This is a genomic window from Acinetobacter sp. YH12096 (genome assembly GCF_013419215.1).
In the GTDB taxonomy this organism is placed as follows: domain Bacteria; phylum Pseudomonadota; class Gammaproteobacteria; order Pseudomonadales; family Moraxellaceae; genus Acinetobacter; species Acinetobacter amyesii.
Genome location: NZ_VPAM01000029.1, coordinates 1 through 14,951, shown reverse-complemented (window position 1 = coordinate 14,951; position 14,951 = coordinate 1). Strand labels below are relative to the sequence as shown.

Sequence of the window (14,951 nt, the reverse complement as noted above, 5' to 3'; positions counted from 1 at the left end):
GAAAAACAGTCGTGTTCTATAGCGGAACTGTACGAAAAAAGCGTTAGCTCAAGGTCTAACGCTTTTTTGATTTAAAACAGGTGGAATGCAATGGAAATGCTAGATTTCGCTATTTATTCAGTTTCAGTGGGTGCAGTAGATGAGCTTTTTCCAGCTTGATCTTGGATCAACATACCTGCCAATTTCAGCATTTCAGCTTGAATATTGCCCATTTGATTTTGAATTTTCTGAAAATCAACTTTGCTTAAATCGACTTGTCCATTGAGAAAAGGTGAGGCCAATACTTGCTGATTCGCTGCCTGTAAATTGCTGCGAATATCATTAATTTCAGTGCTTTTTAGATTTAGATCATTCAATGCTTGATTGAAACCTTTGAGCTGCTGTTGCAGCTGGGTTGCCGCTTTTTGCAATTGGAGATGATCTTGGTTGCTGACTGCGGCTTCTAAATCGACCTGCGTTTGTTTGAGTTGTTCAACATAATTGCCGGCTTTAAGTTGCATATCCGCAACATCGCGAACGATATAAAACATATTGCCGCTTTTTAATTGGCTTTGATCTGTCGCCTGACTTTGTGTCGCAGATTGATCTTCGTTTGTTGATGTTGTTGCAGGGCGATCATTTTCTGCTGCGATTTCTTGTTCCTGTTGCGGTGCTGTGGCAGGTTCACAGCCAATCAGCACCAAAACACCACTAAAAATGGCAAAAGGGAGAAGGGCATTCTGCACTAGCTTTTTCATTCAATCATCACTATGTGTTAAGTCTATGCTTTGAATATAGGGGCAGAATGTGGATTAAAAATAGATTGTTGCAAAGCAATAACAAAATAATCGCTTGAACAAAAAAAAGAGGGCATTTGCCCTCTTTTGATGTTTTGGTGGGTTTAACCCGCAATGATTTTGATAATGGCGTGACTGATGGCATTCATTAAAATGTAGTCACTATTCACTTTAATCCATTGTTGGTTTTTGCCTGGTTTAGATAATTTTTTGTATTTGGTGTGGTCTACTTTGTAGCTATGACCACGGTATTCAGAAGGTACTTTTTGTCCAGAACGCCAATCATGTGAAGGATTTACAGCTTTTTTCTTGTTCTGACTTTGGTTTTTTACCGGTGTGTTTTTGTTTAGTGTGTTATTGAGCTATCGTATTTTGGTTATGCGCAGGTGCATGTTGTTGGCTATTTTGCGGTGCAGCCATTGCTGGAGCAGCAACAAGTGCTGTCGAAATAGATAAAACGATAGCTTTCATTAATGTATTCATAAGTTCACCTGTTTACTGCTGGATGTGAATTGATAAGACTCATCATAATGAGTATTTACAGGGAAGCTTTGAACAATGTGTATGTGAAATATTAAAATAATGGATAAAGTATGTAAATTATCAATATATGATAATTTAAAATGATCAATCTCAGTTAAAATCATAATAATCTTAACTGAGAGATTGAGATATTGGCGAATTATTTGGCTAATTCAGCATTAATGGCATCGACAATACGTGCATCATCTGCCTTGATGTCAGGTGCAAATCGAGCCACAACTTCACCTTGTTTATTCACGAGGAATTTTTCAAAGTTCCAGAGCACTTCAGGCTTAGGATTTGGAGTTAAACCGTATTCAACTAAATCATCCCACCATGGGCCTTCACCAATGCGTTCAGGGATGGCTTGGGTTAAGGTTTGATAAAGTGGGTGTTTATCCGCGCCTGCCACAGAAATTTTTGCAAAAAGTGGGAAATCAACCTTGTAGTTGATTGAGCAAAATTCTTGAATTTCAGCTTCAGAACCAGGTTCTTGTTCTAAAAAGTTATTGGCAGGAAAACCTAAGACTTCAAAACCTTGTGATTTCTTCTCTGTATAGAGTTTTTCTAGGCCTTCATATTGCGGTGTTAGCCCACATTTAGAGGCTACATTGACCAATAATAAAACCTTGCCTTGGTATTGATTGAGTGTGGTGTCATCACCTTGGATCGTTTTTACCGGGATATCGTAAACTGAAGCTGACATATTCGTTCCTAATTAAAGTTGTGCCTTTCATCCTTGTTTTAAAGGGAAATCTGGTGAACAGCAAGCTTTTATCTATAGGCTTTTCGCATAATTTTTGTAGTAGTTTGCAGAATTCGAGCTGATGTTTGCTTGAGTGCTTGACGTTTAACTAGTGGCGCGGTGTTGGTTTGGGGTTTTTCCTGTATAGCGTTTAAAAAACTCAATAAAGCTTGAGCTGTGTTGATACCCTAATTCATAGCTGAGAGCTTTAATAGACTGACCAGCGCGGAGTTGTTGAATGGCATAAATAATTTTTGCACGGTTTCGCCATTCAGAAAGGCTCATTTGCAGTTCGTTCTGACTCAGCCGCAGTAACTGACGCCCACTCAAACCGACATTGGCTAAGCATCGTTGTAGGCTCAAACTAAAATGATCTACATCTGCAAGCTGCGCCAAGATCGGCTTTAACACCGCATCATGGCTTTGCGGCAAATAATGTTGATGTTTGGGTGCAGTTTTTAACTGGTCGAATAAGACCTGTAGTAGGTGTCGATAGGGTGGTGTGGTATGTTGCTCTGTAGGAAAGGCCAAAATTTCTTGCACCAACAAACGAAAGAAAGGCTGGATGCTAAATACTTCCGTCTGCTTGGGGAAATTTATGCAGAGATCAGGTGCTAGTCGGATTGCCACATAATGAATGGGTTGCTCATCAATCGCGACTGAGCAATGTTCTGTCTGTGGGGGAATCCACACCCCATAACTGGCAGGTGAGAGATGGTGTTGCCCTTGTATCTCATATTCGAAAATACCATCGAGACAAAAATTAAAATCACCCCAAAGACAACTGTGCGGATAGACCGTATCTAATGTGGTGTAGTGCGCTTCAAAAAGCTCGATTTGTTGTTCAATCGGTGCTGATGTCATATATGCCTAGGTGTCGATGTCTGAACTACAATATAAATGTCTGAAATCATGTATTTCAATTAAAACAGACATCACTCAAAATACCTAGACCAATCTTTGCACGATATATTGAGGAGTCAGACATGTTGCTTCAAGCGCGTTGGGCGAAATTTGCAATTTGTTTGCCTCTGATCGCAGTATTTATATGGTCGTTAAATATTACCGTCACCCGCTATGTAACTGATTATATTTCACCAGTCAGTATCAGTTTTTATCGATGGTTTATTGCATTTTTGATCCTAACCCCCTTTATGCTCAAAACCGTTTGGCAGCAAAGACAGCTTATCGGGCAGCATTGGCAGCAATTGGCTGTGCTGAGTGCTTTTGGCATGGTGTTATATCAAGGCTTGGGCTATACCGCTGCGCATTATACGACGGCGACCAATATGGGCATCATCAATGCCTTTATCCCTGTTTTTACGATTGCCGTTGCATTTTTCATACTGAAAGATGTGCCTAATCGCTATGCCATCTTGGGCTGTGCGATTTCATTTACGGGGCTATTGTTTGTCATTGCGCAAGGAGATTTCAGTCAATTACTGAATATGGGCGGACATTTCGGCGATATCCTCATGATCTTCGCAGTGTTCTTTTATGCCTTTTATGGGGTGTTTTTAAAAAAATGGCAATTGAAACTTCCGCTACTGTTGAGCTTATATGTACAAATTTTCTTTGCCGTTTTATATCACTTGCCATTCGTATTGTATTTAGGCATAGACGCGATTAATCCTGCCAATGCGCCAAGTGTATTTTATGCGGCAATTTTTCCATCACTGATTGCACCGTTGGTATGGATGTTGGCTGTACAACATCTCGGCCCGAATCGCACCAGTATTTTTATGAATTTGATGCCGGTATTTACCGCGATTATTGCCTATTTCTGGTTGGCTGAGCAGTGGATGATTTATCATACCGTCGGCACAGTGATGGCGATTACTGGGGTGATCTTGGCACAGCGTAAGTAAAGCTAGTAAAAAATTGAAAATTTATGAGAATTTTTGATTAAAAAATAAACAAACAAGCTTATTTTTTATAGAGCAAATCTTTTGAAAATGGTTTTTTGAGTGTAAAACTGAATTAAAAAAACAAATTCTCGTCTTAAAAATCAATCAAAAATAGATACATATTTTGACTAAGTGGTTATAAAATCACAAATAAAGTGCTTATCAGTAGTTTTATTTATATAAAAAATATATTTGTTAAATTTAAAAAAATATTACATAATACTTTCATCGTAAATGATGAAGTAATTCTTAATAATTACTTGATATTTACCCAGAGATTGCAAGACCCTCTGGATGTGATTTTATACACATCCTTTTTTTATGCTCAGCCATCCCTATATGGCTGAGCTTTTTTTTGTTTGTATTTTCTAAAAGGCAGGTATAGACAGGCATCCGAGCTTATGCGCGGATGATTTCACCTGTTTCAGCATCAATAATTTTGCTTGGTTCTTGGCTTAGGCCGAGATCACCATTTAAATAATTGAGTTCATTGGCAAAATACTGATTGGCTTCTTGTAGGGAACGTGCAGGGGTTAATCCTGCAGGATTGGCACTAGTAGACACAATAAAGCCATTAAAAGCTTGGCATAAAGCCACACATAAAGAGTGGGTAGTCACACGGACTGCGACTTTTGGATGATTGCCTTTAATCCATGTTGGAATATGGTCGCCAGCCGGTAATAACCATGTAGTTGCACGTTCATTGGGTTTACGGTTGGTCCATGTCGCAATGACTTGCTGACGCATATCTTCTGTTAAGCCTTGAAGCAGGTGTTCAACTTGAGCGACATTGGCAGCCAATAAAATCACGCCTTTTTCAATGGGACGTTGTTTTAAGCGCAAAATTTCGAGAAAGGCTTGCTCATTGTAGGGATCACAGCCCAATCCCCAAACAGCCTCTGTAGGATATGCGAGAACCTGACCTTTTTTAAGACAGGAAGCTGCTTCTGCAACAGAGGTGGTAATCATTTCTATAGACCTTATCTGATTCGACAAAGGACTATTGTGAACCTAATTTACCCATTCTACAACGTAAGTAGTGTCCGGCTTGTTGTGTGGCATAGCCCATTAACTCTAATTCCATCAGTTGACTGGTCAATGTCGCGGTATCAATTTTGAGTTGAATGGACAATTGATCAAGGCTTTGGCCGACCCAATCGAGTTGCCGATACAGCGCAATTAAATGTTCTGGGATGGGTTCGGGTGGTGGAGTGTCCGGTGTTGCTGTTTCGGGTGTCGCTATTTCGGTGGTTGTTAATGTTTCGGCAGCTTGTGATTGCCACTGTGTTGCCAATGCTAAGTCTTCAATGACCTGTTGTGGATGATCAATCAAAATTGCACCTTCGCGTATGAGTTGATGGCAACCTTGATGCGACTCACTATAAATATGGCCTGGGATGGCAAAAATAGATTTGCCTTGTTCGGCAGCGCGTTGAGCTGTGATCAGTGAACCACTTTTTAATGCCGCTTCCGCCACGATGACACCAAGGCTGAGCCCACTGACGATACGATTTCGATGTGGAAAATGGTGTTGCAGGGGTGGAGTGTGTGGAAGAAACTCACTGATTACGGTCCCACCATGTTGGATGATCTCTTGTCTTAAACGCTGATGTGCGGTCGGATAAGTTTGATCTAAACCTGTGCCCATCACGGCAATGGTTCTGTGGTGTTGTATGGCAGCGCGATGTGCCGCTTCATCAATTCCTTGTGCTAAACCGCTATTGATGTAGAACCCTTGCTCACTTAGATAATAAGCAAAATCATAAGCAATTTGCCGACCTTGGGGACTAGGTTTGCGGCTACCAACAATCGCAATTTGGGGTTGCATCAAGGCTTGAGCATTACCTTGCCCAAATAGAATGGGCGGCTTGTCGCTATAAGGTAACAGCTGTTGTGGATAGTTTATATCTTCAGGAATCAGTACAAAGTCACTGTATTGTTGAATATCCTTGAGACATTTTTCAAAGCTAAGCTGTCCACTTTGATTATGAAATTCTTCAAAGCGCTGTAAATGATTTTTATGCAGTCCTAATTTTTGCCATGTGGTGATTTGATCAGGCTTAAGGGCGTGGTGTAGGGCAGGATAGTGCTGCTGAATTTTATAGAAACTACGAAGTGAGTGTTGCACCACAAACCACAGGCGAATGTAATCTAAATGCAAGTCAGTTAATGAATTGAGCATAATGAGACCTTTGAATATGTCTTCTTTTTATGGTTTAAAATTATCAGTGATATCGTTGTTGGATAATAAAAATGAGGCTGAAATACAGCCTCATTTTTATGGATTTGGTCTTAGTCATCCATCAGTGGCGGCTGAATCGTTGCACCCACTTTGATTGGTAATTCGCTTTCAAGTACATAAGCATAGCTTAAGTTATCGAACGCTTTGAATACCATGATGTTGCCAATACGTTGTCCTGGAAGTTGAACACGTTCTTTGGTTTTCGGATCAGTCACGATTTCACCTTTTTGGTTCACGCTAAAGACTTGACCAGATTGAACACCTTGCAAGCTACCACGGTCGATCGTCACCACACTGTGAACCGCTGCAGTACCAATCGAGCCCATGACACGAACAATACTACCGCCAGCAGTGACATTTTCAGCATTGGTTGGATAGAACAGCGTTGGCAGCATTGGGTCATATTCAGGAAGAACACGATCGCCACGACGAACTTCGGCATTATAAGTGTCGGTCAGTTCTAAAGTGGTAATGTCATTTTCACCACGAACGGCAACACCTGAAGCGACTTGAGTCAGTTCTAAACCTGCGTTGTATTTTTTGCCGTTTGCATCGGTAAAGATGTACGGTTCGCCTTCACGATAAACAGCATAACGTTGACCGACTTGCATGCCTTGGCCGCGTGCATAAACTGTTTGGCCTTTGGCAGCTAATACACGTTGATCAGCTGTACCTAAAATGTAAGGTGTACCTTCAACAGAATCAGCGGCAACAATCATGCTGCGCTCAAGCCATTGCTTAATATATTCCAATGGAATAACCGGAATCGCACTATTTAGGGATTCAACACGAACTTGTGGTTGAAGTTTAGTGCCACCTGTATAGCGACGAATAATACCTTCACAGCCATCACCTTCATCCTTGCCGATGATTGGGCGGCCATTGTAGGTACACATTAATAGGCGGTCACCTGGGAAAATCCAGTGTGGATTTTTCACGTGTTTATTGCTCGCCCAGATTTCAGGCCAGCGCACAGGATTTTTTAAGAAACGCTTGGAAATATCCCACAACGTATCGCCTTTTTTCACCACATAAACTTGAGGCGCACCTGCCTTCAATGACGGTGGATTGACGTTACGAGCAGGGGCAGCTTCTGCAACACTGACCATTCCCATCCCCACACTTACACAGACTGTAAGTGCCAATAATTGTTTTTTAAACCCCAAGGCACTAAAAGTTGGCATGCCCTTCAAAACCTTTTTCATTATCATAATTCCTAAAATTATGTATGTAACTGCGTTATAATAACGATATTACACACAATTTTTTGATGAAGCATTCCTTCATTTTGTTTTTTGATCAATGGCATAAGTGAGGACGTCGTATGGCCTTATTACCTATTTTAAGTTTCCCCGATCCCCGTCTTCGTACCATTGCAAAACCAGTCGAAGAAGTTACTGATGAAATTCGTCAGTTAGCAGCCGACATGTTTGAAACTATGTATGAAGCACCGGGAATTGGCCTGGCAGCAACACAGGTAGATCACCATATTCAGCTGATAGTCATGGATTTATCTGAAGAAAAAGATCAACCCATGGTGTTTATTAACCCCAAAATTACGCCATTGACGCAAGAGACGCAGCCCTATGAAGAAGGCTGTTTATCAGTGCCTCAAATATACGATAAAGTTGAGCGCCCGTCACGTGTAAAAATTCAGGCAATTAACCTTGAAGGTCAATCATTTGAAGTGGAAGCGGACGGACTTCTCGCAGTTTGTATCCAACATGAAATGGATCACTTAAATGGTAAGTTGTTCGTCGACTATCTTTCACCTTTGAAACGTCAACGTGCACGTGACAAAGTGGAAAAATTGGTTCGCCAACGTCAAAAAGATAAAGTCGCAGTTAAACGTTAATTGATCGCGGTTAAAAAATACCTGAGACAAGCCCAATTTCGATTGGGCTTTGTTATACTTGGGTCAGACAAATGTTAGGGTTTGCCTGTATTGTTTCGTAGTGGAGTGCTGCTGTCCTTTGCAGCCGTTTTTTTGCAGATTGCTGTTTTTTTACAGCCATTGTTGCCCAAGCAATATCAAGTTGCTCCGGTCTGCGAAACCATTACGCGTGCACTTTTACTTCCCAATGTTCATGCTGAACATACCGCACATTCACACCATTCATCTTCCGCTCACGCTGAGCAAGTTCAAGTCGATCATACTGGCCATGAACATGATGCCAGTCATCAATGTCAGTATTGTACGGTCTATGGCAATTTGGTTTTGCCCCCTGAACTTGATGTGAAAGAAGTGCTTGATCGAATTCAAGTTCGTTTAATTGCTTTTCAAAAAGCTTTCAAGCATGTCTGGTTTGTTCTTCAACAACTCTTTTTACTTCCGCAAGGTCGAGCCCCGCCACTCGCTGTATAAATCCGACGTTTTTTAAACTTGGGTCTTTGAGGACTCAGGTACGCCTTTATTTATGTATTTTGTGAGATAAACATGGCTCAGCCTAAATTTTTTCTACAGCCTCTTGCGGCTGCAATTTGTATTGCCTGCTATTCAACTACGGTGATGGCTGACGAGATGTCCGTAGAGATGACGGAAACCAATGCAGTACAGACTTTGGCACCGATTGTGGTGACATCACATCAGGGGAATGATGCCAATGGCCTGATTGTTCGTGCCAATCCCAAACAGCCGATTCAACCGATACCTGCCAGTGATGGGGCCGATTATTTAAAAAGTATTGTGGGGTTTAGTGCCATTAAAAATGGGGGAACCAATGCAGACCCAACCTTCCGTGGCATGTTTGGTTCACGCATTAAAATTTTGACCGATGGCACAGAAAATCTCGGGGCGTGTCCAAATCGTATGGATGCACCAACGTCTTATATTTCCCCTGAAAGTTATGACCGAATTTCAGTAATTAAAGGACCTCAAACGGTTCAATATGCCAATACAGGTTCTGCTGCAACAGTCTTGTTTGAACGTAAACCTGAACAGTTGGATGCTGATAAAAACTACCGTGGTCAAGCCAGTGTGATGATCGGTTCTTATGGTCGTTTAGATCATAATATCGAAGCGGCTGTGGGCGATGAACATAAATATGTCCGTCTAAATGCCAGCCGTTCTGTTGCAGACAGCTACCAAGATGGAGATGGTAATGCTGTGCCGTCAGACTGGGAGCGCTGGAATACAGATTTGGCACTCGGTTGGACGCCAAATGAAGATACATGGGTAGAACTTACTGGAGGTAAAGCCGATGGTGAGGCGGTATACGCAGGCCGTTCAATGGATGGTTCGCAATTTGCCCGTGAAAGCTTAGGCCTTCGTGTCGAGAAAAAGAATGTCACAGAGGTGATTAAAAAAATCGAAGCACAGGTCAACTATAGTTATAACGACCATATCATGGACAACTTTAGTTTGCGTGAGCCACCTTTAGCTGAAATGACCCATCATGGTATGACTATGCTAATGCCGAATCCAATGGCGATGCAGGTTACACGTCGTACATTAAATGCACGTATGGCGGTAATGCATGAATGGGATAAGCTGCAGTTCATTACTGGACTGGATACGCAGAATAATAAGCATGCCGGCAGCATGACGTCGAAAATGATGCCTTCGATGAATAAGCCATTAACGCGAGATATGGCATTTCAGTCCTATGGCGGTTTTGGAGAAGTCAGTTATCAATTGAGTGACAACAATAAGTTGGTTTCAGGTCTTCGTCTCGATCAAGTGCAAGTGAAAGATGAGCGTGCCGCTTCGAAAGCGAGTGGCTATAACACGGAGCTGAATGAAACATTGCCAAGTGCTTTTATTCGTTTTGAAAATAAACACCCTGAACATGACAATGGTAAAACCTATATCGGTCTAGGCTATGTGGAACGCATGCCTGATTATTGGGAATTGTTTAGTCCTCTGTCGGGTAACGGAAATAAAAATACGTTTAATCACATTGATACTGAAAAAACCCTTCAATTGGACTTTGGCTATCAACATGAACATGGTGCATTCAGCTCTTGGGCATCGGCTTATGCAGGTTTAATTAATGATTATATTTTGACGAATTACAAACTGAGAGATGAAAACAAGCCTCAGAGTAAAGAAAATCCTTTAGAGGCGCATACTCGCAATGTGGATGCAACGATTGCAGGTGCAGAAGTTGGTATTGCTTATCAATTTACCGATGCTTTACAGGCTGATGTGAGTGCCATGTATGCGTGGGGAAAAAACACCACAGATGGCAAGCCATTACCACAAATTTCACCTTTAGAAGCACGTATCAACCTACGTTATATCCAAGATAATTATACTTTGGGTGCGTTATGGCGTGTTGTTGATGGGCAAAATCGTATCAGTGCGTACCAAGGCAATATCGTGGGTTATGACCTGAAAGAAAGTGCAGGTTTTGGCACACTGTCTTTAAATGGTACTTATCATATTGATGAGGGTGTAGATGTATCTGTGGGTGTAGATAATCTCTTGAATAAAACCTATACCGAACATCTAAATAAACTGGGTGATGCAGGGACAGGTTTAGCGACCGATCAACAGTTTAATAATATTGGTCGCAATTATTGGGCACGCATTTCGATGAAATTCTAAATCTTGATATTTGTCATCCAAAAAGCAGAGCGATCGCTCTGCTTTTTTTATTGGTGCATACTCGCCAGTTGTTTGGCCTTACTTTGATACAGTGCTAAACCGAGTTTTTGAATCGCACGGCCTTTTTGCTGTAATTTTTGATTTAAACTCGGAACATGCTTAGCGCCTGAATACAGGACGAGATTTCTAGCTAATAAATAATAGGCAAACCATGCGGCGGACTGGGGTTTGAGTCCTAATTTGTGCATACGTTTTTTGCCAATAAAAAATTGTGTCAGCTCCAGATGTTGTCGATAAGCCAGTTTTTGCTGAAGTGCTCGGAGGTATTTGTACTGTCGTTCAAAAGGTTCTTTAGAGAGACTGGCGCCGAGAGCCATACTGCTTGCATCAGATTGAGGATGTACAAATTGCATCCAATACAACAGTTTCCAACCATCAGATTCTTTTTCAATTAACCATTTGTCATCAATACCCATCAACCAACCCACATAACGCCAAAAGTGCAAAAAGCTTTCAGTCTCTTGTTTTGATGGAAAAATCCCTAAAGCGCGAATGCCCAAAAGTACCACACTGCTAAAGGCAAGATTGGTCATCGCCAAGTCAAATTGATTCATCGGCACCCCCCACGTCGCAAAATCCCAGTCTTTACCTTTTTGGAGTTGATGCCGTACCAAAGCATGAATAAAACGCACATAAATCGTCGATGTAAATCCTGCATGCAAACGTTTGAGTCCTCGTTCTTCAGTGATATCTACCCACCATTTAGTGGTTTCAGCTAGACGTGTACCGGCTTGTTTATTTAAAGCACCGGTCAGCATGAGTGGCTGATTGAAACCGGGGAAGAGATAACCGACCATGAGTGAAAGGTCTCGCAAAATAAAGCCATTGTTAATCCCGAGTCGATGGGTGAACTCAAGGGCTTGCTGTATTTTTTCTGGCTCTACCCACGGCGGTGTTTGTTCAACATGCTTAAAAAAATGCTCGAGTTCAGGAATAGAAAAGGGAAGCTGCTCGACACCTTTAAATAGAGCGATTTCAAAATATTCACGATGCTGCTTAGGGTTCTGCATCATCCACGTGAGCACTTTTTCCATCTGTGGGTCACCACATTGCAAGGCTTTATTGAGGTCAAGATATTGGGCGTAATTTGGCTGTGCAGCCTGACCCGTCAAATAAGACAGTAGAAAACTCAGCAGATTAGATTGCTGCATGGCCTGAAATGAAGTCAGTCGGGTATTGAAGTGAGTGGTCATGTTTTGATCTTCAATGTTATTGTTGCATATCACACTAATATGAATATTTATTCGCATTCAATTCGCATAACACTATCGCATTGGAGAGCCGTACAATGAGAAAAAGACCACAACAACAACGCGCGAAAATGATTGTGGAAAGCATTTTGCAAGCTGCGCAGTTGTGTATTGCAGAACAAGGTTTACTGGAGCTGACGACGCCCAAAATTGCGGAAAAATCTGGGGTGAGCGTTGGGTCGATTTATCAATATTTTGAAAATAAAGAGCAAATCGTAGAAGAGTTACTGCTCAGAGAATCAGAACAATTGGGGTTCGCACTAAAAAATATAGTCGTGGAGCAAGAGCAGCACAGTATTTATGAGGTGATCCCACTTTGTATTCAGTTTGGCTTTGATATGTTGAAAGCTGATCGTGGCTTCTTCATTGAGATCTTAAAACATTGGCATCAATACAGTCATTCAGATGCCTCTCAGGTTTTGGAAAAGCATTTTTTTGAAGTTGGGATGTATTTATTTAATCGCTATTATTCACATTGGAACTTTGAAACGCTGAAACATCGTTCTTTTGTGATCATTAACAGTACTTTATTTACCATGATGCGATACGTAAGCAATAATAATTTTTTAATTACAGAACAACAGCTTAAAGTTGAATTGTCGAAGATGATTTTGGCGTATTTAGATAGTGTATAACACTGAAAAAATAAATTTGTCTATTAAAGAATCTATTTAATTCTGATCCAAGATATGTGAAGATAGGTTAATAATAAATCAATAACTTAAGATAATAAATCAGGAACATCATGATGGTTTCTTTGAGCTTGCAGCAATTGTCCAAATCTTTTGCGGGAAAATGTATATTTTCAAATTTAAATTTAGAGTTAAGCGAATTCGGAATTGTCGCTGTTGTTGCTGAGAATGGAGTAGGGAAGTCCACCTTACTTGCGATGATTGCTGGGATGTTGGATTTTGATGCAGGCAATATTTTGATTAATGATCAGCAATATGCCCCTCATAACAATGAATACAAGAAACTTGTGGCCTATGTGCCAGATAAAAGCCCTATTTATGACTTTTTAAAAGGGCAGGAGTTTTTGAATTTAATGTGTGATATTCGAGGGATAGCGCATGAGCAGTATCAAATCTTCATTGAAAAATTTAAATTAGAAAACTATTTAGCCACGCCGTTTGCTGAAATGTCTTTTGGTACTACCAAAAAGTTTTTATTGGTCGCAGCCTTAATGACCACGGCACCATTACTGATTTTGGATGAACCGAGCAATGGCTTAGATCAAAACGCCTTGGCTGAATTAACAAGCATACTTTTACAGCAAAGCCAATCGAAATTGATTCTATTGTCTTGTCATGATCATGTATTTAGAGACAGTCTTGCAGCAAAAATCATCGAGCTAGATCGGCTAAAGTCCAATGAGCAGGCGGCATGAATAAACAAAGACATGTTGGGCAGCGAATAATTATAAAAACGCTTTTGAAATACCGATGGACATTTTATGTCAAAACCACAGCAGACGCTGTTGCACGGCAAAAGCATTTACTTATTTTAGTCACATTAATTCTCGGGCCAATGATATTCGGACTGCTCTTATCTTTAGTGCAGCCCATTATTGATTTGGTTTATTGCAAATCATTAATCACGAATTTGTTTCTTTGGACTGGCTTTCTTGCCTTAAATGTATTTTGGTGTTCAATACAGCGTAAAGCTTTGAGCGGTGGAGAAGGGTATCGCTATCTAGCGCTATTGCCCATCACACTCAAAAGTCGCTTTGCAGTGGAAATCAAATTTTTAGGCAGTTTAAGCTTTTTTTTGATACTGCCATTTGTTTTAGCGCTTCTATATGTTTGGGTTGAGTATGAACTTTTGGCTTCCATTGGTATTAGTGTATTGATGCTTCTTTGGATCTTTAATTTATTAATCATACAAATCCTGTTTTTACAACAGAATCAATATTTCGGCTTAGTCTGCCTTTTGACATATTTGCCCATTTTGAGCCTAGCTATATTGGACGCTCAACTCGTTGCGGTGTTGTTATCTACTTGCATATGTATAGCTGCGATAAAATTTTGGCTGCTCGGTAGGAAATCAAAACCAATAAAGCTACAGGTACCTAGCGTATTTGTGATACAGAAATATAGCCCACTCTGGCTCAATCAAAATAAACTCATTATTCGTCAGGCATTTCATAAAAGATTTCTAACCCATCGTATTGTTAGTATTGGTATTTCGGTTACAGCGGTCGTGATTTTGTATTGGTTCGCCACGCAGGCGGATACTTGGAACATCATGAGCCTTGATTTCACTGCTTCACAATTATTCCAATTGATGTGTGCCATCTATATTGCACTGAGTTTATTCAATCTAGGCGTGATAAAAATGGACCTAAAATCAAATTTTGAATGTGCAGAACAATTCTGGATCATTCAAGGGTTCACACTTTGGCAGCTCAGGAAATACGAATACTGTGTTTTATTGATGATTGGCTTAATGATGAGTGTGCCAGTCTTGATGTGGCTACTGCTGAAAGGTGGATTCGTTGATGTGCTATTAATGGCGACATTATTTGGTATCGCCATTCCATTTATTCAGTGGTTGTATAGAAAGCCTGAAGAAGTGCACGGTGTTATGCCAGTTTTAATGCTTATCTTATGGGTGCCTGTGGCGTATTGCATGCTTTCTGTACGTTAAAAACACTTTTTTAAGTAAAAAACGCTGATTTAGTAGAATAAATAAACAAACGTAATGAAAAACTAAAAATAAATGGAAAAGGGTGTTGCAACGAATGTGAAATACTGTAGAATGCACATCCATCGGCGGTGATGAAGATTAAAACTTCTGATAAAACAATGACTTGGTTGAATTGATTAAGTTGGGTTTTATTTGATAAGTTTAAAAATAATTTGAATTACTGGTTGACTCTTTAGAAATAAAGAGTAATATAG

15 protein-coding genes and 1 pseudogene are annotated in these 14,951 nt (G+C 40.6%); 7 read left to right on the top strand and 9 right to left on the bottom strand.

All coding sequences use genetic code 11. The features are described 5' to 3' along the window. Positions 1-113: 113 nt before the first annotated feature. The 5 genes and pseudogenes from FTU36_RS12370 to FTU36_RS12355 all read right to left on the bottom strand — a co-directional run bounded on the left by FTU36_RS12370 (position 114) and on the right by FTU36_RS12355 (position 2,907). Positions 114-737, bottom strand: a complete 624-nt coding sequence (locus FTU36_RS12370; RefSeq protein ID WP_180005336.1) for a hypothetical protein — start codon at positions 735-737, stop codon at positions 114-116. Positions 738-880: 143 nt separating this feature from the next. Continuing rightward, positions 881-988: pseudogene (locus FTU36_RS16770) on the bottom strand (RcnB family protein); the annotation flags it as partial. A 142-nt stretch (positions 989-1,130) separates the two neighbouring features. Next, positions 1,131-1,259: a hypothetical protein gene (locus FTU36_RS16765; protein WP_257223143.1), complete on the bottom strand. Its 129-nt coding sequence runs from the start codon at positions 1,257-1,259 to the stop codon at positions 1,131-1,133. 199 nt (positions 1,260-1,458) lie between these two features. Next, complete coding sequence (locus tag FTU36_RS12360) at positions 1,459-2,004, bottom strand: glutathione peroxidase (RefSeq protein WP_111885877.1); 546 nt, start codon at positions 2,002-2,004, stop codon at positions 1,459-1,461. 144 nt (positions 2,005-2,148) lie between these two features. Next, positions 2,149-2,907: a helix-turn-helix transcriptional regulator gene (locus FTU36_RS12355; RefSeq protein ID WP_180118107.1), complete on the bottom strand. Its 759-nt coding sequence runs from the start codon at positions 2,905-2,907 to the stop codon at positions 2,149-2,151. Positions 2,908-3,029: 122 nt separating this feature from the next. On the opposite strand from FTU36_RS12355, the gene FTU36_RS12350 reads away from it, so the two are divergent. After that, a complete protein-coding gene (locus FTU36_RS12350) occupies positions 3,030-3,911 on the top strand; it encodes a DMT family transporter (protein ID WP_180079238.1) in 882 nt (293 codons plus the stop codon). A gap of 438 nt (positions 3,912-4,349) precedes the next feature. Here FTU36_RS12350 and FTU36_RS12345 read toward each other — a convergent pair whose 3' ends face one another. From FTU36_RS12345 to FTU36_RS12335, 3 genes are all read right to left on the bottom strand, one after another. Further along, a complete protein-coding gene (locus FTU36_RS12345; protein WP_111885874.1) occupies positions 4,350-4,919 on the bottom strand; it encodes an L-threonylcarbamoyladenylate synthase in 570 nt (189 codons plus the stop codon). Between the two features lie 31 nt (positions 4,920-4,950). Next, a complete protein-coding gene (dprA, locus tag FTU36_RS12340) occupies positions 4,951-6,132 on the bottom strand; it encodes a DNA-processing protein DprA (protein WP_180118105.1) in 1,182 nt (393 codons plus the stop codon). 110 nt (positions 6,133-6,242) lie between these two features. Next, a complete protein-coding gene (locus FTU36_RS12335; RefSeq protein ID WP_180035143.1) occupies positions 6,243-7,397 on the bottom strand; it encodes a LysM peptidoglycan-binding domain-containing protein in 1,155 nt (384 codons plus the stop codon). A 119-nt stretch (positions 7,398-7,516) separates the two neighbouring features. Here FTU36_RS12335 and def point away from each other — a divergent pair, with 119 nt between their 5' ends. The 3 genes from def (at position 7,517) to FTU36_RS12320 (ending at position 10,741) form a co-directional block, all read left to right on the top strand. Then, entirely contained in the window at positions 7,517-8,047 is a 531-nt protein-coding gene (gene def, locus FTU36_RS12330; protein WP_078191459.1) for a peptide deformylase, read from the top strand. Between the two features lie 81 nt (positions 8,048-8,128). Then, positions 8,129-8,557, top strand: a complete 429-nt coding sequence (locus FTU36_RS12325) for a DUF2946 family protein (RefSeq protein ID WP_180118103.1) — start codon at positions 8,129-8,131, stop codon at positions 8,555-8,557. Positions 8,558-8,629: 72 nt separating this feature from the next. Continuing rightward, entirely contained in the window at positions 8,630-10,741 is a 2,112-nt protein-coding gene (locus tag FTU36_RS12320) for a TonB-dependent copper receptor (RefSeq protein WP_180118101.1), read from the top strand. 47 nt (positions 10,742-10,788) lie between these two features. Here FTU36_RS12320 and FTU36_RS12315 read toward each other — a convergent pair whose 3' ends face one another. Beyond that, positions 10,789-11,994 (bottom strand): oxygenase MpaB family protein, encoded by a 1,206-nt coding sequence (locus FTU36_RS12315; RefSeq protein ID WP_180118100.1) that lies wholly within the window; start codon positions 11,992-11,994, stop codon positions 10,789-10,791. 95 nt (positions 11,995-12,089) lie between these two features. Between FTU36_RS12315 and FTU36_RS12310 the strand changes: the two genes are divergently transcribed. The 3 genes from FTU36_RS12310 to FTU36_RS12300 all read left to right on the top strand — a co-directional run bounded on the left by FTU36_RS12310 (position 12,090) and on the right by FTU36_RS12300 (position 14,697). Next, positions 12,090-12,686 carry a TetR/AcrR family transcriptional regulator gene (locus tag FTU36_RS12310; RefSeq protein WP_180118098.1) on the top strand — a complete coding sequence of 199 codons (597 nt, stop codon included), beginning with the start codon at positions 12,090-12,092 and terminating at the stop codon, positions 12,684-12,686. A gap of 110 nt (positions 12,687-12,796) precedes the next feature. Next, positions 12,797-13,438, top strand: a complete 642-nt coding sequence (locus FTU36_RS12305; RefSeq protein WP_180026130.1) for an ABC transporter ATP-binding protein — start codon at positions 12,797-12,799, stop codon at positions 13,436-13,438. After that, positions 13,435-14,697 (top strand): hypothetical protein, encoded by a 1,263-nt coding sequence (locus FTU36_RS12300; protein ID WP_180118096.1) that lies wholly within the window; start codon positions 13,435-13,437, stop codon positions 14,695-14,697. Before FTU36_RS12305 ends, FTU36_RS12300 begins: the two co-directional genes overlap by 4 nt. Positions 14,698-14,951 lie beyond the last annotated feature (254 nt).